Annotated in this window: 21 protein-coding genes; 2 read left to right on the forward strand and 19 right to left on the reverse strand. The window is 39.2% G+C overall.

Going from position 1 to position 22,153, the window contains the following annotated elements; translation table 11 throughout:
* Positions 1-13: 13 nt before the first annotated feature.
* The 7 genes from priA to KFZ56_RS11690 form a co-directional block, all read right to left on the reverse strand.
* On the reverse strand, positions 14-2,422 hold the full coding sequence (priA, locus tag KFZ56_RS11660) for a primosomal protein N' (protein WP_222642094.1): 2,409 nt from the start codon (positions 2,420-2,422) through the stop codon (positions 14-16).
* Positions 2,419-3,627: a bifunctional phosphopantothenoylcysteine decarboxylase/phosphopantothenate--cysteine ligase CoaBC gene (gene coaBC / locus KFZ56_RS11665; RefSeq protein WP_222642095.1), complete on the reverse strand. Its 1,209-nt coding sequence runs from the start codon at positions 3,625-3,627 to the stop codon at positions 2,419-2,421. The genes priA and coaBC overlap by 4 nt, the downstream gene beginning before the upstream one ends.
* Before the next feature lie 465 nt (positions 3,628-4,092).
* A complete protein-coding gene (rpoZ, locus tag KFZ56_RS11670) occupies positions 4,093-4,293 on the reverse strand; it encodes a DNA-directed RNA polymerase subunit omega (RefSeq protein WP_222642096.1) in 201 nt (66 codons plus the stop codon).
* Positions 4,290-4,910, reverse strand: coding sequence for a guanylate kinase (gmk, locus tag KFZ56_RS11675; RefSeq protein WP_222642097.1), 621 nt, complete (start codon positions 4,908-4,910; stop codon positions 4,290-4,292). The genes rpoZ and gmk overlap by 4 nt, the downstream gene beginning before the upstream one ends.
* Before the next feature lie 27 nt (positions 4,911-4,937).
* Positions 4,938-5,198 (reverse strand): extracellular matrix/biofilm regulator RemA, encoded by a 261-nt coding sequence (remA, locus tag KFZ56_RS11680; protein ID WP_222642098.1) that lies wholly within the window; start codon positions 5,196-5,198, stop codon positions 4,938-4,940.
* A gap of 73 nt (positions 5,199-5,271) precedes the next feature.
* The gene (locus tag KFZ56_RS11685; protein ID WP_222642099.1) at positions 5,272-6,150 is read right to left on the reverse strand and encodes a YicC/YloC family endoribonuclease; all 879 of its coding nucleotides are present in this window, start codon (positions 6,148-6,150) and stop codon (positions 5,272-5,274) included.
* A 94-nt stretch (positions 6,151-6,244) separates the two neighbouring features.
* Positions 6,245-8,899, reverse strand: coding sequence for a calcium-translocating P-type ATPase, SERCA-type (locus KFZ56_RS11690; RefSeq protein ID WP_222642100.1), 2,655 nt, complete (start codon positions 8,897-8,899; stop codon positions 6,245-6,247).
* A gap of 122 nt (positions 8,900-9,021) precedes the next feature.
* On the opposite strand from KFZ56_RS11690, the gene KFZ56_RS11695 reads away from it, so the two are divergent.
* Positions 9,022-10,731, forward strand: a complete 1,710-nt coding sequence (locus KFZ56_RS11695) for an Rqc2 family fibronectin-binding protein (protein ID WP_222642101.1) — start codon at positions 9,022-9,024, stop codon at positions 10,729-10,731.
* Between the two features lie 99 nt (positions 10,732-10,830).
* Here the strand turns inward: KFZ56_RS11695 and KFZ56_RS11700 are convergent, their stop codons facing one another.
* Both KFZ56_RS11700 and KFZ56_RS11705 read right to left on the reverse strand, forming a co-directional pair.
* The gene (locus KFZ56_RS11700; protein ID WP_222642102.1) at positions 10,831-11,250 is read right to left on the reverse strand and encodes an organic hydroperoxide resistance protein; all 420 of its coding nucleotides are present in this window, start codon (positions 11,248-11,250) and stop codon (positions 10,831-10,833) included.
* Between the two features lie 63 nt (positions 11,251-11,313).
* Positions 11,314-12,174, reverse strand: coding sequence for a LysR family transcriptional regulator (locus KFZ56_RS11705; RefSeq protein ID WP_222642103.1), 861 nt, complete (start codon positions 12,172-12,174; stop codon positions 11,314-11,316).
* A 110-nt stretch (positions 12,175-12,284) separates the two neighbouring features.
* On the opposite strand from KFZ56_RS11705, the gene KFZ56_RS11710 reads away from it, so the two are divergent.
* Positions 12,285-13,049: a class I SAM-dependent methyltransferase gene (locus tag KFZ56_RS11710; RefSeq protein ID WP_222642104.1), complete on the forward strand. Its 765-nt coding sequence runs from the start codon at positions 12,285-12,287 to the stop codon at positions 13,047-13,049.
* A gap of 76 nt (positions 13,050-13,125) precedes the next feature.
* On the opposite strand, the gene pyrE is transcribed toward KFZ56_RS11710, so the two are convergent.
* The 10 genes from pyrE to lspA form a co-directional block, all read right to left on the reverse strand.
* Positions 13,126-13,746 (reverse strand): orotate phosphoribosyltransferase, encoded by a 621-nt coding sequence (gene pyrE, locus KFZ56_RS11715; RefSeq protein ID WP_222642105.1) that lies wholly within the window; start codon positions 13,744-13,746, stop codon positions 13,126-13,128.
* The gene (pyrF, locus tag KFZ56_RS11720; protein ID WP_222642106.1) at positions 13,730-14,446 is read right to left on the reverse strand and encodes an orotidine-5'-phosphate decarboxylase; all 717 of its coding nucleotides are present in this window, start codon (positions 14,444-14,446) and stop codon (positions 13,730-13,732) included. Before pyrF ends, pyrE begins: the two co-directional genes overlap by 17 nt.
* Complete coding sequence (locus tag KFZ56_RS11725; RefSeq protein WP_222643977.1) at positions 14,443-15,357, reverse strand: dihydroorotate dehydrogenase; 915 nt, start codon at positions 15,355-15,357, stop codon at positions 14,443-14,445. The genes pyrF and KFZ56_RS11725 overlap by 4 nt, the downstream gene beginning before the upstream one ends.
* Positions 15,357-16,106 (reverse strand): dihydroorotate dehydrogenase electron transfer subunit, encoded by a 750-nt coding sequence (locus tag KFZ56_RS11730; RefSeq protein WP_222642107.1) that lies wholly within the window; start codon positions 16,104-16,106, stop codon positions 15,357-15,359. Before KFZ56_RS11730 ends, KFZ56_RS11725 begins: the two co-directional genes overlap by 1 nt.
* Before the next feature lie 48 nt (positions 16,107-16,154).
* Entirely contained in the window at positions 16,155-17,459 is a 1,305-nt protein-coding gene (gene pyrC / locus KFZ56_RS11735; protein ID WP_222642108.1) for a dihydroorotase, read from the reverse strand.
* Positions 17,413-18,342: an aspartate carbamoyltransferase catalytic subunit gene (locus KFZ56_RS11740; protein ID WP_222642109.1), complete on the reverse strand. Its 930-nt coding sequence runs from the start codon at positions 18,340-18,342 to the stop codon at positions 17,413-17,415. Before KFZ56_RS11740 ends, pyrC begins: the two co-directional genes overlap by 47 nt.
* A gap of 13 nt (positions 18,343-18,355) precedes the next feature.
* Entirely contained in the window at positions 18,356-19,726 is a 1,371-nt protein-coding gene (locus KFZ56_RS11745; RefSeq protein WP_222642110.1) for a solute carrier family 23 protein, read from the reverse strand.
* Positions 19,727-19,877: 151 nt separating this feature from the next.
* The gene (gene pyrR / locus KFZ56_RS11750; RefSeq protein WP_222642111.1) at positions 19,878-20,420 is read right to left on the reverse strand and encodes a bifunctional pyr operon transcriptional regulator/uracil phosphoribosyltransferase PyrR; all 543 of its coding nucleotides are present in this window, start codon (positions 20,418-20,420) and stop codon (positions 19,878-19,880) included.
* 154 nt (positions 20,421-20,574) lie between these two features.
* Positions 20,575-21,486, reverse strand: coding sequence for an RluA family pseudouridine synthase (locus KFZ56_RS11755; RefSeq protein ID WP_222642112.1), 912 nt, complete (start codon positions 21,484-21,486; stop codon positions 20,575-20,577).
* Complete coding sequence (lspA, locus tag KFZ56_RS11760; protein ID WP_222642113.1) at positions 21,483-21,959, reverse strand: signal peptidase II; 477 nt, start codon at positions 21,957-21,959, stop codon at positions 21,483-21,485. The genes KFZ56_RS11755 and lspA overlap by 4 nt, the downstream gene beginning before the upstream one ends.
* Between the last annotated feature and the right edge of the window lie 194 nt (positions 21,960-22,153).

Raw genomic sequence — 22,153 nt, forward strand, 5'->3', positions numbered from 1 at the left:
ATCCCTCTTTCCCTTACATTAAATGATATGGTTGCATGTCTACCGTAATAAGCAAATCCTCTTTACGCATTTCTTCAGCAAACTGGCTAAGAATCTCATTGATATAGTGCCGTAGTTGCGGTTCATTTCTATATTTTACCATGCATTGATATCGATATCTATCCTTTATACGTGGTACCGCTGACGGCGTTGGGCCTAATACCACGGTATCATCTTTAACATTCTTTAAAAGCATTTGGACGATCTTTTGTGTTGTCTGAGCTGTTTTCACTTTATTTTGATGCGAAACAGTGAGTAGCGCTAAAAAAACATATGGTGGATATTGAAACGCTTTTCTCACAGCCATTTCTTTTTTATAAAATTCCTTAAAGTCATAGACACTTGCCAGTTCAATACTATAATGATCCGGTGTATATGTCTGAACGATGACTTCTCCAGTTAATTCATGCCTACCCGCACGTCCACTCACCTGTGTTAATAATTGAAATGTTTTTTCGGAAGAACGAAAATCTGGCAAATGCAACATGGAGTCAGCTGTTAACACCCCGACTAGGGAAACATTTTCAAAATCCAATCCTTTTGCTATCATTTGTGTTCCTAGTAATATATCTGCTTCTTTATTTATAAATTGGCGCAAGAGTTTTTCATGAGAGCCTTTTCTGCGTGTTGTATCCACATCCATTCGAATAACGCGTGCCTGTGGAATGACTTGGGTTAACATTTCTTCCACTTTCTGTGTTCCTGTGCCAAAATAACGAATTAAGTCACTACTGCACTCTGGACAGTTCATAGGCATTGGCTCCTCATAGGAACAATAATGACATTTAAGCCTGTTGGTATTTTTATGATAAGTCAGTGCAATATCACAATGGGGACATTCTTTAACATGGCCACATTCACGGCACATGACAAATGTCGAATACCCCCTTCTATTTAATAATAAAACAATTTGTTCCCCTTTTTGGATGCGTTGCTCGATACTTTCTTTTAGACGTCGGGAAAACATGGTTCGATTGCCCGCATGAAGTTCTGACCTCATATCCACAATTTCCACTTCAGGCATGTCCTTTTCGTTTGTCCGTTTCTGTAACGTTGCTAACTTATAAACTCCCTTTTGTGCACGGGCAAATGACTCCAATGTAGGGGTTGCACTTCCTAATATGACAGGACATTGATGGGTTTTGCCGCGATGAATCGCAACATCTCGTGCGTGATAACGTGGTTGATCTTCTTGCTTGTAACTCGTTTCATGCTCCTCATCAATAATAATAATACCGATATTTTCAAATGGCGCAAAAACGGCCGACCTTGCCCCGACAACTACTTGCACTTCTTTTCGCTGTATCCGACGCCATTCATCGTATTTTTCCCCGGCTGAAAGTGCACTATGCATGACAGCGACATTAGAACCAAATCTACCTTTAAAGCGATTAACCATCTGTGGAGTTAGGGAAATTTCCGGTACTAGAACAATGGCCTCTTTCCCATTATGAATAACATCCTGGATGGCTTGTAAGTAGATTTCCGTCTTTCCACTTCCTGTGACCCCGTGCAGGAGAAACACATCATGCTGCTTTTCTGCTATATCTTCCTGAATGGGTTTAATAGCTTGCCGCTGTTCTTCCGTTAACTCCAAGGCTTGCGTTCTTGAAATGTTCGCATCATCGTATGGATTACGATATATTTCAGATTGATAAGACTCTAGAAGTGATTTATCCAACAACGCCTTTACAGTACTGCTTGTAGTATTCATCTTTTTAAGCAGAAGGCTTTTTTCAATTGGTTCCGGATTATCTATAAAATAAGCCAATAGTTGCTGTTGCTTTTTGGCATTGTTGGACAAATCCTGTATAGCTTCTTCTAATAAATAGGACGGACGAGCAGGCTGAACCATGGTCACTTGTTTCTTTGTTACTTTTGATTTGACAAGATATTCAATGGAAATGTCCCCATCCTGTACGGCTTTTTGAATCTGAGTATAATTGATTGTTGATGCTTCCAATTCCTCGTAAGCAACGATATCGCGCCCTGCAAAAAGATGCTCCAAATTATTTGGTAATGTAGCGTTCGTCAATCGCATGATTTCTTTTTTATATTGAGCTTTTAATACCTGTGGCAGCATCACTTGTAGAGACGTGATATAAAGGCTTAGTGTTTGATTTGCAATCCAATGCCCTAAATTCAATAATTCCGGTGTTAATGCAGGTGTTAAATCGAGTACGTCTGTGATTTCTTTTAACTTATCAAAAGACGACTCGGAAACTTTTCCCACAACAAATCCCATCACTTTTCTTGGGCCGAATGGAACAATGACACGCATTCCATTTGTAAGTATAGCCTGAAATTTCTCCGGGATAAGATAGTCGAATGTCTGATTAATGGAACTAGCTGGTACATCAACAATAACTTTAGCGATATTCACTGTGCTTCATCCTTCATATCTCGATCGATAAAGGTTAAAATTTTTTCCGCAATTTCTTGTTTTGTAGATAGTTCTATTTCTTCCTGCCTTTGGTGCTTGTTCACATACGTTACAATATTTGTATCCCCACCAAAGCCGGCTCCTTCTGTAGAAACATTGTTAATGACAATCCCGTCCAGATTCTTTTTCGTTAATTTTTGCACGCCGTATTTCAAAGGTGTTGATGTCTCAGCTGCAAAACCTACTAAATATTGATTGGTCTTTATGTCTCCAAGTGATTGAAGGATATCTTTGGTTCGCTGCATTTCGATAAACATATCATCCTCCTGCTTTTTCATTTTTTCATGATGCACACGTTTTGGACGGTAGTCCGCGACCGCTGCCGCTTTAATAACGATGTCACTAGCGGGGAAATGTTGATGCATTGCCTCAAACATTTCTTCTGCAGTTGTAACATCCTCGCGTCGTATCGCAGTCGTTGCAACTTCCATCTCTGTTGGTCCGGCCACAAGTGTTACTTCCGCTCCACGTTTAGCAGCCGCTTCCGCCAAAGCGAATCCCATTTTCCCTGAAGACCTATTCGTAAAAAAGCGGACTGGATCTATTTGTTCACGTGTAGGACCTGCTGAGACCAAAACCTTTTTACCTTTTAAAAACGGATCAATAGATTGGTGATTGTTGATAACATTTATTATCTCTGCAGGTTCTTCCAATCGCCCTTTTCCTACATACCCACATGCTAAATAACCATCTCCCGGTTCAATAAAATGATATCCCCACTCCTCTAATTGTTTCATATTACTGATTACTGCAGGGTGAGCATACATATGTACGTTCATTGCCGGTGCAATATACACATCAGCAAGGGTGGCCAATAATGTCGTTGAAAGCATATCATCAGCAATTCCGTTTGCTATTTTCCCGATAATATTTGCAGTTGCTGGGGCAATTATTACAATATCTGCCCAGTCTGCAACATCAATATGCGCAATTTGAGTAGGGTCTTTTTCATCAAATGTATCTACATAAACGGAATTTCGGGATATAGCTTGAAATGAAAGTGGGGAAACAAATTCAGTAGAATTCGGTGTCATCATCACACGTACATTTGCCCCTTGCTGGGTTAATTTACTTGTTAATGCGATGGCTTTATATACGGCAATTCCACCAGACACCCCTAAAAGAACATTCTTACCTGCGACCATCTTATAATCTCCTCCTTTCGAATCAATCTTCTTTCTTTATTTATAACATAAATTTCACAGGCCGTCCTTCACAAATAGTTAAAACCCCCGCAAATAGAAATAAGCGAGGGGATTTATTTATTCTAAGAAGTTATAAAATTTTAGCGTTGTGGAGAATTCATCATCCAAATAAGCCTTGCCCAGCCCCGACGTCCAACACCTATCAAACTTCGCATTTCTCCATTACGATAAAGAAGACTTACTGATTGCGGGGCCACAGGCGTAGGCAGAAGGAAAGTCTCAACTTTGCCCTGTGGGTGGTTGACCGTCAGAAGCTTAGTCAACTTTCCCCCTGTGGTAAAAGCAGGCATCGGTATGAAGGAGAAGGAAGTTCAACTAAAAACACTACGCTGTAGAGACACACCTAACCATCCACAGCGCTACATGCAGTTTGTATGTTGCTAATCGGGCGCTTCCACCTTTGTTTTATTCATCTTCCTTAACTGTTAATTTTTCTGCGATGACCTCTTCAAGTGCGATACCAACATACTTGCTTGACTTCGGATTCTCGATTAATGGCATATCCGTATGACTCATTTGTCTTGCCCGTCTTGCTGCTAACGTTACAAGGGTGTATTTCGAATTAATTTTTTCCTGCAATGCATCAATTGAGGGTTCTAACATCATGATATTTCATCCTCCAATATTTGTTTATACTGTCTTGCAATTCGTTCTCTTTTCAAATGTTCACTTTGTATAATTGATTGAATCTTTTTTACTGCAAGTTCTACTTGATCATTCACAACAACATAATCATAGGCGTCCATCAATTTAATTTCATTTCTTGCTTCTTTCAGGCGGTTTCGCACTAATTCTGTTGACTCTGTACCACGATCAACAATTCGATTTTTTAACTCCTCCAGGCTGGGAGGAAACAGAAAAATAAATACGCCTTCTGGAAAGTTTTCTTTAACCTGTAATGCTCCCTGCGTTTCTATTTCCAAGAACACATCGTGTCCACTTGCCAGCGTCTCTTCTACGTATGCCCGTGGTGTACCGTAATAATTATTAACATATTGAGCATATTCTAAAAGCTGGTTCTGCTCTACTAAATTTTTAAATTCCTGTTTGGTTTTATAGAAATAATCGACTCCATCCGCCTCACCCGGTCGTATATCTCTTGTCGTCATTGATATAGAATATTTCAAATCGGTCTTATGGTTAAACAGCTCTTTTCTTACCGTTCCTTTCCCAACACCAGATGGACCGGAAAGAACAAATAAAATTCCCTTCTCTTCAATCAAAACTTCTCCTCCTAAGTGACGCGTGAATTATTCGTCCGAATCCTCTTCATGGCTTAATACGCGCTGTCCAACAGTCTCAGGTTGTACAGCAGATAAGACGACATGGTCACTGTCTGTTACGATAACTGCACGTGTACGTCTTCCATATGTTGCGTCAACTAATTTATTATTATCTCTAGCTATGGTGACAATTCGTTTAATCGGTGCAGATTCCGGCGATACAATCGATATTATTCGATTCGCAGACACCACATTGCCAAATCCGATATTAATTAATCGTAAACTCAAATTTGCTCCCCCTTACCAATTAAACCTGAATTTCATTCTATCATACGAATGATAAAAGTACATCACATACAGGCTATTCTATATTTTGCAGTTGTTCTTTCATTTTCTCTATTTCTCGCTTTAATGATATGCTATATTCACTAATTTTCGTATCTGTAGATTTGGAACCAATCGTATTAGCTTCACGATGCATTTCCTGTGTAATAAAGTCCAACGTTCTGCCAATTGGTTCTGCGGTGTTTAGCGTTTCTTTAAAATGCGCTACATGGCCGAGGAGGCGTACAATCTCTTCGGTTATGTCACCTTTTTCTGTAAGAAGAACAATTTCCTGATGTATGTTTGCCTCATCAATTCTAGTATCGTCTAAATGTTCTCTGATGCGTTTTTGGATTCGCTCCCTGTATTCCTCCATTACTCTTCTTCGGTCTGTTTGTAATGATGAGACGATCGTATAAATGGTAGTTAATCTTTCCTTCAAATCATTACTTAAAAATGCCCCTTCTGCTTGCCTCATCACCCGTACCTGTTCACACGCCTCGTTTGTACATGCCAGAATCGCTTCGTTTAATCCATCCGGATATTCCTCTGCTTCCTGAATTGTAATTAGATCCGGAACAGCAGCCAGGACTTCAGCAGGAATATCCCCTATTAAATGATAACGCCTCGTTGCTTCACCTAGCTGATCCATGTATTGATCCATTAATTCCCAGTCTGTTTTCACCGTTTTTTTAACAAAACCTTCCCCTTCAATACGGATATAAACTTCTATTCTTCCACGTTCAAAATAAGATTGGATTATTTTTTTTATTTTGTCTTCCAAGAATAAAAAGGAACTAGGAATTTTTGCAGTAAAATCCAAATAACGATGATTTACACTCCGAATTTCAACTGTTACCACTGTATTTGCTAAATGATAAATACTAGTCCCATATCCAGTCATACTCATTGCCATGATTACCACATCCATTGTCATTAATATATATTATAACGTTGATTCACCAAAAATGAAAACCCGAATTGTGATTTTAACACAATCCGGGCATATATTATTTTTTTGTATAACCAAATAAAACAGTTGGTATCGCGCTTAATACCAGGATAAATATCCAATCTCTTAAGCTTAAAAAAATTGTATGGAATATTGGTTGTAGCGGCTCCCAATAGATAACAACAAGCAATAATAATAAAGAAGATAACACTGCTAGTACTAAGTAAATATTTTCAAAGGGATTTCTGGAGAAAATCGAGTTCTCACTGCGACAGTCAAACACATGAATTAACTGGGCCATTACCAAGGTTGTAAAAGCTACTGTTTGCCCGTAAACCAGGTTATCCGGATTGTTCTGATATGTTAACATAAAAGCAATTAATGTTACGAGACCAATCATAATCCCTCGGCTAATAATCTTATACCCCATCCCACGGGCAAATACTCCTTCCCGTGGATTTCTTGGTCTTCGTTTCATCACATCCCCTTCTGCTTTATCCATGCCTAATGCCATTGCCGGAAGCCCATCTGTCACAAGATTAACCCATAGTATTTGTACAGGCACAAGGGGGAGAGGGAGTGCCAAAAGCATAGCAAACAGCATAACCAATATTTCACCAACATTCGATGCTAATAAATACCGGATGAATTTACGTATATTTTCATATATATTTCGTCCTTCTTGAATCGCCGATTTAATCGTTGCAAAATTATCATCCATCAGGACTAGCGATGAAGCTTCTTTCGTAACATCGGTACCGCTCATTCCCATACTAATACCAATATCACTGGCTTTTATTGCTGGTGCATCATTTACCCCGTCCCCTGTCATTGCTACAATATGTCCTTTCTTCTGAAAGGCTTTAACAATTTTTAATTTATGTTCCGGTGTGACTCTTGCAAATACAAATGTATCATCAATAACATCTTCTAGTTCGGAGATGGAGAGCTGATTTAATTGATGACCTTCCAATACTCGTCCGTGTTCAGGGAGCAGATGCAGTTTTTGTGCAATGGCACTAGCTGTTTTTACGTGATCACCTGTAATCATTACTGTTTTTATTCCAGCCTGCCTACATTCTTCAATTGCTGATTGTACTTCTTTTCTTGGTGGATCAATCATTCCATACAATCCGATAAATGTAAGATCGTCTTCAATAAAGGCTGTATTTAATGATTCATCTTTCGGAATAGACTTTATACCAATTGCTATGGTTCGCAAGGCTTTTTCCGCCATCTGATCTACAGCCTGATTAATATTGCTTTTGGCGGCCTTGTTTAAAACTTTTCTTCCCCCTTCTTCCATGTGAAATGTGGATCTGGGAAGCAGAACATCAGGCGCTCCCTTTGTTATTAAAAAACGCATATTATTTTCATCTTCTACAATGACGCTCATTCGTTTTCTATCTGAATCAAAGGGTATCTCTTTGACCATACGATACTTATCACCAAGTGATGATGTTAAGCCCATCTTTCTGGCAGCAATTAAAAGCGCCCCATCCGTTGGGTCCCCATCCACATTATATTTTCCTTTTTTCACTTGTAACGAAGCGTTATTACAAAGCATTCCATATAAAAGCATTGCTTCCAAATTTGGAAAATCCGTATCAATTTTATCCTCTTCTAAAAAATAATCTCCTTGTATATCATAGCCATCACCTGTTACATATAGTTGACTACCATTTACATAGACTTCTTTTACTGTCATTTGATTTTCTGTCATGGTACCTGTTTTATCTGAACAAATAACCGAGGCAGACCCTAGTGTTTCCACAGCAGATAATTTTCGTACAATGGCACGTTTCCTAATCATGCGCTGTACACCTAATGATAGGGCAACTGTAACAATAGCCGGTAATCCTTCCGGAATGGCGGCAACCGCTAATGAGACACCTGCTAAAAACATACTATAAACTGGATGTCCCTGGAATACTCCAACTCCAACGACTAAGGCTGTTAACACTAGAGCGACAACAATTAATATTTTCCCCAGCTCTGCTAACTTATTCTCCAGTGGTGTGCTCATCTTCTTTGTACTAACCATTAAGGAAGCAATTTGACCCATTACTGTATGCATACCGGTCCCAACAACAATACCAACACCGGACCCTCTCGTGACCAGCGTACCCATAAATCCCATATTAACCTGATCCTGTGCTTCAAGATGATTGCTTTCAATAGCAGTAGCATGTTTCACAACAGGAAGGGATTCCCCTGTCAGCGCTGATTCCTCTGTTTCCATACTATTTGATTTTACAATTCGAATGTCAGCAGGAATGCGATCACCACTGTTCATTTTAACGACATCCCCTACAACGATATCCCTTGAGTTTATTTTTTCCCAGTTTTCATTTCGCAGGACATTCGCCATCGGGGCCGATAATTCTTTTAATTTATCAAGGGATTTCTCAGCCTTTTGTTCCTGAAAGTACCCAATACACCCATTTACCAGCACAATGACCATAATCGCGATTGCATCAATATATTCCCCAAGCAATCCAGCTATTAAAGTTGCGGCAAGTAACACCAATACCATAAAATCCTGAAATTGTTTTAAAAAGAGTAACCATCTTGGTGTATGCTTCTGTCCTTCCAGAATATTAGAACCATACTGCTTGCGGCGCTGTTCCACTTGTTTAACGTTAAGCCCTCGATTTGACGTGACATGCAACTTCTGTTCCACGCGATCTACATCTAATTGATACCACCTCATACTGCATTCCTCCAAATTCGTTACAACATGCAATGCTATATTTTGAATGTATGACAACCTACTAATGGATATTTATGCAGACCTGTCCCAAAACATGCTATAATTACTCGAGAGGTGATTGTATGCCATTCGACGGAATTGTTACACGAGCAGTAACAAACGAATTAAAAGAAGAAATCATTCCAGGAAAGATTACAAAAATTTATCAACCTACAAATACAGAACTCATTTTCACCATTCGGAGCAACGGAAAAAATCAAGCATTATTATTTTCCATTCATCCGACATATGCGCGTCTGCATATAACAGATGACACGTATACCAATCCAAAAGAACCACCCATGTTTTGTATGATTCTCAGGAAACATTTATCTGGTGCAGTCATAGAGGAAGTGCAGCAATATGGAATGGAGCGTATCATCACTTTCTCTATTAAAACGAGGAATGAAATTGGGGATATTGCCTATAAAACCCTTATTATGGAATTAATGGGGAAACATAGCAATGTTATGTTAGTAGATAAAGAAAAAGGCCATATTATAGACAGTTTGAAACATGTTTCTATCACGCAAAACCGCTACCGGATTATTCAACCAGGACAAGATTATAAGCTTCCTCCCATGCAAGACAAAGTGAATCCATTGGATATCAATGGGGAACAATTTAAGAAACAACTTGATTTCAATGCAGGAAAACTGGATACACAAATGGTTCATGCATTTGTTGGTTTCTCCCCAGTTATCGCCAGGGAAATCATTAACCGTGCCAACTTGGGCTCCACCAATAAATACATGGAGAAATTCATGGAAATCCAAGAAAAAATACAACATCACAGATACGCTCCCGCTATCTACCGAAATAAAAAAGAAGACTTTCACGTGCTTCCCCTTACATTCCTTGAAGGGGAAAAGGAAAGCTTTCTATCCACGAATAAGATGCTCGATACATTTTATTCCGGAAAAGCGGAGCGTGATCGTGTCAAGCAGCAAGCCAAGGATTTATATCGATTTATAAAGAATGAGAAAGATAAAAACAATCGAAAAATGAAAAAGCATAAGCAAACGATGAAAAAAGCAGAAAGTGCAAATCATTATCAAAAACTGGGTGAGCTCTTGACTGCACACATGCATCTGGTAGCACAAGGAGATACAAGTATTTCAGTAACGGACTATTATGACCCGGAGCAAAACGAAATAACAATAGATTTAAATCCAACGCAAACACCAAGTGAAAATGCACAGGCTTATTTTAAAACCTATCAAAAACTTAAAAAGTCCAGACAAGTAATAGAAAGGGAAATGATTAAAACCAAGAACGAAATGGAGTATCTGGATCAACTCCTACAGCAAATTGACGTGGCCAGTGTGGCAGATATAGAAGAAATTCGGGATGAACTACGTGAGGAAGGTTATTTAAAAAAACAAACGAAACAGAAGAAGCATAAAAATAAACCGAAAAATCCAGTACCGGAAGCGTACAAGGCAACAGATGGCACCACCATTCTTGTCGGTAAAAATAATAAACAAAACGAATATGTCACAAGTAAACTGGCAAATCGGGATGAAATTTGGCTTCATACGAAGAATATACCAGGCTCACATGTCATTATTCGTTCCAATGATCCCAGTGAAGAAACGCTTACAGAAGCAGCACAAATAGCAGCCTACTTCAGTAAATCACAGAACTCTTCCTCCGTTCCTGTAGATTATACAAAAATACGACATGTGAAAAAACCGAATGGGGCAAAACCTGGATATGTAACCTATGATAATCAGAAAACACTGTTTGTTACCCCACATCAAAAAACGATAAAGGCGTTGAAGAAAAAGTAAGATGGCTTGCTTTATTAGCACATCAAGTACCTCATTTAGGAAGGATGGCTCAAGTCACATATTGAAGGCGCTCCGTTATTTCGGGGCGCCTTCAATAGCTTACACTGCTTTTGGATTTAATTTCACTTCGATATTCCCTCTTGTTGCTTTGGAATATGGACAAACTTGGTGAGCTCCTTCTACAATTTCTTTTGCTTCTTCAGGGCTTGCACCTTCCACAGTAACATTGAGAGTAACGCCCAATTTATTACCACCGTCCGCGGCATCTTTCATAAAACTTACTTCGGCAGTCGTTTCAGACTGAATATCTTTCTTTTTTTGACTAGCTACTAAGTTTACAGCAGCGTCAAAACATGCTGAATAACCAGCCGCGAAAAATTCCTCCGGGTTAGCTCCTTTCCCTTCTTTATTATTTGCTGGGTTCTCTAGATTCACATCTATTAAGCCGTCACTTGTTTTCACATGGCCATCTCTTCCATTTTTTGCCGTTGCACTTGATGTAAATATTACTTCACTCATGGATAACACTCCTTTTTGACTAGTTATATCTATCTCTTCCTCAATCGGACATGGATTAAACATTTAAAGAAATGTTTTTTTCGTTAATGCATGTATAAACCGGTCCACCTGAGGTAATTCCCGAACTCCCTCCTGATAGCAGACCCACGTATCTCTTGTTATTTGTTTCCCATTAAGCTTTAATGAAATATGTGGGTATTCTTCTTTCATGGAATCAGAAACACTTTCAGGTAATACGGCCATACCCAGCCCTTGTTTCATAAATTGCTTACAGGTTTCAATCTGATCAACTGTAATGGTTTTCAACGGTTTTATTTTATCCTGATGGTAGTAAAGCCAATTATCCACAAGTTCATGCAAGCTATCGTCACTGCTAAACGAAATTAAAGGACGCTCCTTCATTTTATTTTTCGGAAAAGGCTTTGTATCGAAAATATATAATGGATCATCAAATAAACGTACACAAGTACTTTCTTTCAACTTTTCCCCTCGAATAATACAAGCATGGTAGTTTTTATGATTACGTTTAATGTCTTCACTAATTCCTGTTACAAGATCGATAGCCACCTTTGGAAAAGCATCATTAAATTCACCGAGAATAGCCGGTAAAAAACGCTGACTAATAAGAGAAGAACAAGCGATTGATAAGGTACCCTTGACTTCTTCACTTGATGCTGCAAGCTCATTTTTAATTGCCTTTTCCTGTTCCATAATGGAGATGGCGTGGTTGATGATCATTTCTCCAGCAGGGGTTAACACGAGACGTTTTGGTGTTCGAATAAAGATGGTTTGTCCAAAGTATGCTTCTATATATTTTAATCGTTGTGTTATCGCAGGCTGTGAAATCAATATGTCTTTAGCTGTTCCACGAATGGTCCCAATCTCATTTAATCTTATCAATAATACATAATCATCAATCTTCATTTTCATCTACCCCCTGCATGATAATATATGTTTATCACTTTTGATTATAAACGAATATTTTACTTATTGCATCAGGGAGCATATAATAATATATGAAAAGAGGTGGCTTCATGAAGGAAAAAGAAGACGTTCAACGTGTATTTTCAAAAAAGGCAGAGGCTTATGCGGCGAGTAGCACGCATTCCTCCGGAAGTGACCTGTCTTTATTAACGGAGTGGTTGAACCCACAATCTACAATGAATGTTATTGATATAGCAACAGGTGGAGGCCATGTGGCCAAACAACTGTCAACAGTCGTAAATCGAGTCATTGCCACAGATATAACCAAGGAAATGTTAGAAAATACAGCTTCCCATTTATCCTCTTTTACAAATATAGACTATGTCATTGCAGATGCAGAACAGTTACCTTTTTTGGATCACTCCTTTGATATTGCCACATGCCGAATTGCAGCACATCATTTTCCCAACCCTGTAACATTTATCAGTGAAGTGCACCGTGTATTAAAGCCGAATGGAAAATTTTTGCTGATCGATAATGTAGCTCCTGAAAAGGCGGAATTTGATGATTTCTATAATACTTTAGAAAAAATGCGTGATTATAGCCATGTTCGCTCTTTGAAGATTTCTGAGTGGAAACAATTTCTACGTCAACATAACTTATCCATTATAGATCAACAGGTAAGGAAGAAAACATTACCATATAAGTCATGGATTAATAGGACAATGGAAACGAAAGAAGGCATGGATCAAGTAAGCAATTTTATTATAGATGCCCCCGAAGAATTACAACATTATTATCACGTAAAAATGAATGATGGAACAATTCAATCCTTTGCCATTGATGAATGGATGGTTCTATGTACAAAGAAATGACCTCTCATTGGTCATTTCTCTGTACAACTCAAAGATTATCTTTTCATTATCTGACCTGAGACAAAGAACCTGTCCCTTATGTCCCTATCGCATTTCGCCATGCTATTAATTCTCTTTTTTCCTTTTCTTTTATTTTACCATCCTCGGTTAAAGCATCTACTAATGGATCAAAGCCTGTAATTGTTTGAAAGGCTAATTTAGCATCGGAAAATTGTTGAATGGACTTCTGTAATCCGTACGTGAAAATGGCCAATACCCCGATCACTTCAGCTCCTTCATAGCGCAAGGCTTTTGTAGCATCAATAGATGAGGTTCCGGTAGAGATAAGGTCTTCAATCACAAGTACCTTTTGTCCTTTTGTAAGCATTCCTTCGATTTGGTTTTCTTTGCCATGCGCTTTTGGTTTGGAACGAACATAAACCATTGGCAGATTCAGTCTGTCAGCAAGCCATGCTGCATGAGGGATGCCTGCAGTAGCACAACCTGCAATAATATCAGGTTTCTTCTCCATTTTTTCGATCATTTGCATAAAGGCCTTTGAAATTTTATTACGTACCGCAGGATGAGACATGCTCAATCGATTATCACAATAGATAGGCGATTTAATCCCTGAAGTCCATGTAAAGTATGCAGTTGTATTAATTTGTACAGCTTTAATAGCTAATAGTTCCCTGGCCAATTCATGGGTTAATTCCATGGTTCCACTCCTTCACTGCTTGATTGTACGCTCGATATGGTACGGTTGCTTTTGTCACACTTCTTCCTATCACTAATACATCAGAGCCATGATCCCGAGCAAAGCCAGGTGTTGCTACTCGTTTCTGATCATCCGAACTTGATTCCCGCAGCCGAATACCCGGCGTTACCGTTAGGAAATCAGCACCACATGCTGCCTTCATTTGCTTTGCTTCATAAACCGAACAAACGATGCCATCTGCACCATTTTGTTTTGCCAGTGACGCAAAATGCACAGCATTTTTATCAAGTTTTCCTGGCAATAAAAGTTCCTGATTCATCGTTTCATTACCCATAGAAGTTAATAGACTGACCGCAATCAGTTTCGTTTGATGCCCATTGCTGCAACCGGAATCAAGCCCTTCTTTCGCACTTCTGATCATTTCACTCCCACCCAGTGCATGAACATTTACCATATCAACATGGAGTTCAGCAATGTTTCTCATTGCCTTCCTAACCGTTGTTGGAATATCATGTAATTTCAAATCAAGAAAAATCGGATGATGATTTTCTTTTAATTTTTCTATAACATGTGGACCTTCTCGGTAAAATAACTCCATACCTACTTTGACTGGAATTCCTTGAAGGTCATTTGCTTCCAGGAATTGTTTGGAATCAACCCAAGTTGGAAAATCCAACGCCAGATATATAGATTTGTTCATACAATTTGTGCCCCCTTTTCGATTACATTCTGTAGGGAATGAAATCCATAGTTTCTCAATACCATAGGCAATTCATCCATTATTTCCGGACAAATAAATGGATTTTGAAAGTTAGCTGTACCGACTGCAACTGCACTTGCACCGGCTAAAAGAAATTCCAACACATCTTCCACATTGCTAATTCCTCCCATACCGATTATCGGAATAGAAACTTGTTGTTTCACTTCATAAATCATTCGGATAGCTATGGGTTTAATTGCCGGGCCAGATAAGCCCCCTGTTTGATTCGCCAACAAGGGACGTTTTTTGGCTACGTCTATTTTCATTCCTGACAACGTATTAATCATGGATAACCCATCTGCTCCAGCCGCTTTCACAGCTTTCGCCATTACAACAATATCGGAAACATTGGGAGAAAGTTTCACATATACGGGCAAATTACTGACCTGTTTCACCTTTTTGGTTACGTTCGCTGCCATATCAGGGTCCGTACCAAATTGAATACCACCTTTTTTCACATTCGGACAGGAAATATTCAATTCCAGTGCATATACATCGTCAGTTTGGTTAAAAGCTGCTGCCACCTCTTCATATTCTTCTATTGTACTTCCTGCTATATTTGCGATAATTGGAATGTCGTAGTTTGCCAGAAAAGGAACTTCCGTTTCTATTATTTTCTCAACGCCGGGATTTTGCAGCCCAATTGCATTAAGCATGCCGGATGCTGTTTCAGCAACACGAGGGGTATGATTGCCAAACCGCTCGTTTCCGGTTGCTGCTTTCATGATAACCGCACCTAATTTTCCTAAGTCATAAAAGTCACTGTATTCACGTCCAAATCCAAAACAGCCAGAGGCAGGCATGATTGGATTTTTCAAATGCAAACCAGGTAATTCAACTGCTAAATTCATCATAATGCCACCTCCTTAGCACGAAAAACAGGACCATCTTTACAAATTTTATAATATCCTCTATCATTCGTTCTCGGTATTACACAAGCCAAGCATGCCCCAATTCCACAACCCATCCGTTCCTCCAACGACACATACCCCTGTTTATGTTCTAATTTTTTTGTAACGGCCTGCAGCATGGGCATTGGCCCACAGGAATAGTAACGATCAACATCCTCTATTTTATCAAGAACATCTGTAACGAATCCTTTTTCACCATAGGAACCATCATTTGTGACCATCCATGTTTCACCAAGTGCTTGAAATTTTTCCCGGTAAAAAACATATTCAGCGGATTGAAATCCTAGTAGAGAAATGATTTTCATATCTTGTTTCGCTAACGTTTTACCCAGATAATAGAGCGGCGGGACACCGATACCTCCACCTACTAGTAGAATACGGGAGCATTCTTTATCCAATTTAAACCCATTTCCGTTAGGACCTAACACGTCAAGTGTCATTCCTTCCTGATACATAGCCAACCGCTTCGTTCCGGTACCCTCCTTTTTAAATAGGATGGTGACGGTTTCCTTTTCCCTATCTACATCTGCAATAGATATTGGTCTGCGTAAAGAGAGCCCATCAATAAATAGATGGAGGAATTGACCAGGTATTGCTGTTTGGCTAATATAGTAATTTTTCAATACCATTTCTATTGTGTTTCGTGCAATAGGCAGTGATGATTGAATATACATTACTTCTTTTCTCATAACTGTATTGCCTCTCTGTTTATCATAGCTGGAACATCTGGCTCCAGATTATCTAATTTTGCTTGTTGGTTTCTCATGAATATCCTCCTGATAAGCAATTCTCCCTTCAACTAGTGTCAAAATTGGTAAACCTTTAACTTCCCAGTTATGAAACGGAGTGTTTTTTCCTTTAGACTGAAAACTTTCCTTATCAATGACTGTTTCTTTTTCTAAATTTATCAACGTAATATCTGCCACTGCATTTTCTTCAAGGATACCATAGGGCAAATCAAACACTTGGGCAGGTTTAATGGTTAACCAATCCACTAATTGCTTTAGTGTCATTTGTTCCGCTTTGACAAGGTTGGTATAAAGCAATGAAAATGCAGTTTCCAAACCTACAATTCCAAAAGGAGATGTTCGAAAGCCTGTTTCTTTTTCGTCTTTTGCATGTGGCGCATGATCTGTTGCAATAAAATCTATTGTCCCATCCAATAATCCTTCTAATAATGCCTTTTGATCTTCTTTTGCTCGCAGTGGTGGGTTCATCTTCAAATTAGCATCATCTTGCGTGATAGCTTCCTCATTAAGTAACAGGTGATGCGGCGTCACTTCAGCAGTTATATGTATACCAGCTCTTTTTGCATCACGAATAATTCTCACAGACTCTTTCGTACTGACATGACAGACATGATAATGACAACCTGCCTTCTCAGCAAGTAACGCATCTCGTGCGATTTGTATGGATTCACTTACGGAGGGGATTCCTGGTAATCCTAATTTTTCGCTTACTTTCCCATCATGGACGACACCTCCATAAACAATCGAGTTGTCCTCACAATGTGCTATGATTGGCATATTACAGGCTGCTGCTTGTTTCATCGCTTGCAACATTAAGTCGGCACTTTGGATTCCTACTCCATCATCCGTAAAAGCAAACACTCCCTTGTCAGCGATTTCCGGTATATTCGTTAATGTCTCACCTTGTAAATGGTTCGTAATGGCTGCATAGGGGATCACTCGCACAACAGCATGCTGATTGATTTTTTCCAAAAGTGCTTCTACTGTAGATACATGATCTGGTACTGGATTTGTATTAGGCATTGCACAAACAGTTGTAAAACCACCACGAGCAGCTGCTTTTGTACCAGAAGTAATGGTTTCTTTATGCTCCCCACCAGGTTCACGTAGATGGATGTGTACATCAATAAATCCAGGCACGATCAGATTTTCTTTACAGTCAATCATATTGTCGGCTTCCGCTGGAATAGATGCAGCTATCTGCTTGATTTTCTTTCCTTCAATCAATATGTCACATATTTCCGTTTCACCTGTTGCTAACAGTCGTTTTGCATTCTTCAATATAGTTTTCACTCGTAATCCCCCATTCTTGTAACATGTTCGTGATAAGCGCCATTCTTAAATAAACGCCATTTTCCATTTGCTTAAAAATACGTGATCGCTCACACTCTACTAAATCAGAATCTATTTCAATTCCCCTGTTTACTGGTGCAGGGTGAAGAATAATGGCATGCTTTTTCATTTGTTTTTCCCGATTTTTGGTTAAACCATAGTTTTCCAAGTAGCTCTGGTTTACCGTTGAACTTTCCTGATGCCGTTCATGTTGAATACGTAAAAGCATAAGCGCATCACAACTATTTACAGCTTCGTCGATCGAAATATATGGAAAACCAAGGGAATAATCTTCAAAGCCTGGAGCCGCACTTAACCAGACTGTTGCGCCTAAGGCTTTTAACGCGTATGCATTGGAACGGGCAACACGGCTATGTTTAATATCACCTGCAATAACAACCTGCAAATCGTTGAAACTTTGAAATTCTTGGTAAATGGTTAGCATATCTAACAAACATTGTGTCGGATGTTCCGCTTTTCCTGCCCCCGCATTGATAATTGGTATAGAAATATGATCTCTGAGCTGCTCGAACCAGGTGTCAGAGCAGTCACGAACGGTAATTAAATCTGCACCCAATGCTTCAAAGGTTTTTACCGTGTCATACAACGACTCCCCTTTTTCCGTACTAGAGGTTGTAGCATGAAAATCCAGTACCTCCATTCCAAGTTTCCGCTCAGCTATAATAAAGCTGCTTTTTGTCCTTGTACTTGGTTCGAAAAATAAATTTGCAGCAAATCTCTGTTGCTTCAGCTTATAACCAGTATGACGATACCTATCAGCCGTTTTTAAAAGACGCATCATTTCGTCTGCAGTTAATTGGTTAACCGATATAAAGTGTCGCATCATTACCTCCTTGTTAAGATACATGCTTTTGATCATCCGGAACCTCCGTACTTTCAAACAATGCACCATTACCATATCCACTTTCTCTGCCGGGTAAGATAAGATTTAGAATAACTCCAATGATTGCGGATAAGGCCATCCCGGCAATTTCCAGTCCGTCATATACTTCAATGTAAGCTCCACCAACTCCGATAACCAGTATGACAGAGGCGATAATTAAATTGCGATTGTTCCCTAAATCTATTTGATTATCAATGAGCATTCGCAGTCCATTAGAGGCGATGATACCAAATAATAGAATGGATACCCCTCCCATAACAGCAGTGGGAATGGAACTAATCGTCACTGTAATAATTCCTATAAACCCAAATAATACCGCAAGTACGGCTGCGCCTCCTATAACAAACACACTAAACACTTTAGTAATAGATAATACGCCAATATTTTCACCATACGTTGTGTTTGGTGGCCCTCCGATAAAAGAGGCAATCACTGTCGCCACCCCGTCTCCTAATATAGAGCGATGCAGTCCGGGATTTTTCAAGAAATTGCGCCCTGCAACTTTGGATAAAACCATCTGATCCCCTATATGTTCAGCAATGGTTACTAGTGCTACAGGAACCATTACTGCTACGATTTGCAGATTCATAATATCCAACGGAGTATAGTCAACAAATGGAATGATAAATTCCGGCATTTGAAAAAAGGCTCCCAAAAATTCTCCAACCGAATTCGATGACAGCATGGCATTCCATTCTGCTTGAATTGGTGCCGTATCAACAATCCCCTGTATAAGAGCAAATAGATAACCACCTACAATTCCAATTAATATGGGAATAAGTCCAAAAAAACCTTTAAAGAAAATATTAGCAATAATGGTAATAATCAACGTCACTAACGCTACGGTTACATAGGTCCCACTATAAACCTCGTCATCGAACATAGCCATATCAATCGCAGTGGGAGCTAAACCCAATCCAATTACGATAATGACTGGACCGACTACAACCGGGGGAAGTATCCGCATAAGCCAATTGGTACCAAGGAATGTAATGAGTAAGGCGACCATTCCGTAGACAATTCCTGCTAAGAAGCTTCCTATCATCGCACCAGCCGGGCCTACCCCAGCACTTGCAGCAATAATGGGCGCAATAAATGCGAAACTGGATCCCAGATATGCCGGTATTCTCCCTCTTGTGATTACTAAATACGCCAGTGTACCAGTCCCGCTTGATATTAGTGCCACAGCAGGGGATAAATCGGTAAGAAACGGTACTAAGATCGTAGAGCCAAACATTGCAAATAAATGTTGAATGCTGAGTAAAAGCCATTGTCCGATTTTTGGTACTTCATTAACATCCATTGACATTTTTTTCGTTGTCATTTTTTATACCTCCATGTTTAGAAGACGTTTATGTCCATTAAAAAAGCCTCTTTGCTAAAGGCTGCAAAGAGGCACACGTGTATAGCTTTCTACCCACGTTTCCTTAAACAACCTTGTAAATCTCGCTGGATTTCATTAAAGGTTTTGCTATTTATTTATCATAAATGGATACTTGATCGATCTCGTCGGATTCTGCCAATTGGACCACAACAATTTCTTTTTCAGATGTTGGAATGTTTTTACCTACGTAATCTGCCCGTATCGGTAATTCTCTATGGCCTCTATCAACGAGGACACCCAATTGAATCTGTGATGGCCTTCCAGTATCCATCACCGCATCCATTGCTGCTCGTATGGTCCTGCCGGTATAAAGTACATCATCTATGAGTATCACTTTTTTCCCTGTTACATCTATATCAATTTTTGTGGATTTCAGTTGTGGATCATTACTATTAGTTGCCATTTCCAAATCATCTCGGTATAACGTTATATCCAATTCACCTGTTGGTAGATCCAGTCCTTCAATTTGTTTTATTCTATCCTGTAATCTGTTCGTTAACGGTACTCCCCTCGTTTTCACCCCAACTAAGACCAGATTTTCCCCACCTTTATTTTTTTCAACGATTTCATGAGCAATTCGGGTTAATGCCCGGTTAATTGCCGGCTGATCCAATATGTCTGTTTTCTTTTGCAAGATCTCACCACCAGATATTAAAAATCCCTTCTCTCCGCAAGGAAAAAAGGGACGTTGGACACGTACATTCTCGAATTCCTTTTCAGCCTCGCGGGACTATATTAAAGGGTCACTTGTTTATTTCTTTTAATTATTTCAGAGTCAACGGTTATTGTCAATACAATTTTTCTATATTGGATAAAATCGCCTCAAAATAGGCAGGAGCTTTCACTTCAAATTCCATCCATCTATTCATATTTGGGTGCATAAAACCGAGCACACCGGCATGTAACACTTGGCCATTTGTTTCCATTGTTTTCCGGCGACCATATTTAGGGTCACCAACAAGGGGATAACCAATATATTTCATATGTACACGGATCTGATGTGTTCTTCCTGTCTCTAATTGACATTTTACATATGTATAATCAGGGTAGCTTTTTATCACATTAAAATGTGTCACGGCAGGTTTTCCATCATCGACTATCCCCATTCGCTGGCGATCTTTCGGATCTCTCCCAATCGGGGCATCAATCATCCCCGTTTCATGCGGAATTTTTCCATGAACAATGGCGGTATATACTCGTTTAACTTCTTTTGTTGATAGTTGATCGGATAGATGTGCATGTACTTGATTATTTTTTGCAACAACTAATAACCCACTTGTATCCTTATCAATTCGATGGACAATACCAGGTCGCTGCACACCATTTATACTGGATAGGTGATCACAATGATAAAGAAGTGCGTTAACAAGTGTACCGCTCGTATGTCCTGGAGACGGATGAATGACCATTCCCTTTGGCTTGTTAACTACCAATAAATCGCTGTCCTCATATACAATGGATAACGGTATATCCTCTGCAACGATTTCAAGCGTCTCTTCCTTCGGGATTGACCACTCTATAACATCACCTATCTGACACTTATCATTTGATTTTACGTACTCCTTATTAACGGTTACAAGCCCCTTTACAATCCATGATTGCACCTGTGAACGGGATGCTTCCGGATTTAGTGCAGCAAGTACTTTATCAATTCGTTGTTTTTCCTGCAATTCGTTAACAGTATGATAAAATAACGTCATTTTTCTGCTTTTCCTTTCTTCGCTTTTGTTTCATCGATGATGGTAATGATAAGAATAAATATAACCCCAACTGTTAAAGCAGCATCAGCTATATTAAAAATAGGAAAATTATAATGAAAGATGATAAAATCAAAGAAATCCACGACTTCTTGGTGGAAAAGACGGTCAATAAAGTTACCAATGGCTCCCCCCAGTACCAAGCTTAAGCTAATGGCTAACCCTCTATTTTTCTTTGCATATGCCTGCATGTAATAAATAATCCCTATAACGACAATGACTGTCACAAGATAGAAAATCAGCATCTGCCCCTCCAATATCCCCCACGCAGCACCGCTATTGCGATGTGATGTAAGATAAAAGAAGTTTTCTATAATTGTCATTTGTTCTCCAAGCTCCATTGCTCGGACAACCATCCATTTCGTCACTTGGTCAATGGCAATAATAACTAGTGCAATAATATAGTACACATACATCCCATGTCCCCCGTTTTCTACTCTAAGTCTTATTTATCTTAAACGTTAAAGCAATATTTTTCAAGAACAATGAAAGATCGGTATACATTATTATCAAAAAAACGACTCATGTTCAAGTGAACGTAAGTCGTCTTTTATACAAATCATTGAACTTGTTAAAATGGGCAACACCAAAATCAATGGCTGAAATACAT

Origin of the sequence: Virgibacillus sp. NKC19-3 (genome assembly GCF_019837165.1) — a bacterium.
Taxonomy (GTDB): domain Bacteria; phylum Bacillota; class Bacilli; order Bacillales; family Amphibacillaceae; genus Virgibacillus_L; species Virgibacillus_L saliphilus.

Excerpts from the sequence above, each read along its gene's own strand:
- KFZ56_RS11730 (WP_222642107.1), bottom strand. The coding sequence starts at position 16,106 with ATGAGAAAAGAAGTAATGTATATTCAATCATCACTGCCTATTGCACGA.
- KFZ56_RS11710 (WP_222642104.1), top strand. The coding sequence starts at position 12,285 with ATGAAGGAAAAAGAAGACGTTCAACGTGTATTTTCAAAAAAGGCAGAG.
- KFZ56_RS11705 (WP_222642103.1), bottom strand. The coding sequence starts at position 12,174 with ATGAAGATTGATGATTATGTATTATTGATAAGATTAAATGAGATTGGG.
- KFZ56_RS11695 (WP_222642101.1), top strand. The coding sequence starts at position 9,022 with ATGCCATTCGACGGAATTGTTACACGAGCAGTAACAAACGAATTAAAA.
- pyrF (WP_222642106.1), bottom strand. The coding sequence starts at position 14,446 with ATGAACAAATCTATATATCTGGCGTTGGATTTTCCAACTTGGGTTGAT.
- pyrE (WP_222642105.1), bottom strand. The coding sequence starts at position 13,746 with ATGGAATTAACCCATGAATTGGCCAGGGAACTATTAGCTATTAAAGCT.
- lspA (WP_222642113.1), bottom strand. The coding sequence starts at position 21,959 with ATGTATGTGTACTATATTATTGCACTAGTTATTATTGCCATTGACCAA.
- KFZ56_RS11685 (WP_222642099.1), bottom strand. The coding sequence starts at position 6,150 with ATGGCAATGAGTATGACTGGATATGGGACTAGTATTTATCATTTAGCA.
- KFZ56_RS11755 (WP_222642112.1), bottom strand. The coding sequence starts at position 21,486 with ATGACGTTATTTTATCATACTGTTAACGAATTGCAGGAAAAACAACGA.
- KFZ56_RS11740 (WP_222642109.1), bottom strand. The coding sequence starts at position 18,342 with ATGCGACACTTTATATCGGTTAACCAATTAACTGCAGACGAAATGATG.
- KFZ56_RS11745 (WP_222642110.1), bottom strand. The coding sequence starts at position 19,726 with ATGACAACGAAAAAAATGTCAATGGATGTTAATGAAGTACCAAAAATC.
- rpoZ (WP_222642096.1), bottom strand. The coding sequence starts at position 4,293 with ATGATGTTAGAACCCTCAATTGATGCATTGCAGGAAAAAATTAATTCG.
- coaBC (WP_222642095.1), bottom strand. The coding sequence starts at position 3,627 with ATGGTCGCAGGTAAGAATGTTCTTTTAGGGGTGTCTGGTGGAATTGCC.
- KFZ56_RS11690 (WP_222642100.1), bottom strand. The coding sequence starts at position 8,899 with ATGAGGTGGTATCAATTAGATGTAGATCGCGTGGAACAGAAGTTGCAT.
- KFZ56_RS11700 (WP_222642102.1), bottom strand. The coding sequence starts at position 11,250 with ATGAGTGAAGTAATATTTACATCAAGTGCAACGGCAAAAAATGGAAGA.
- KFZ56_RS11725 (WP_222643977.1), bottom strand. The coding sequence starts at position 15,357 with ATGAATTTAGCAGTTGAATTACCTGGTTTGCATTTGAAAAATCCAATC.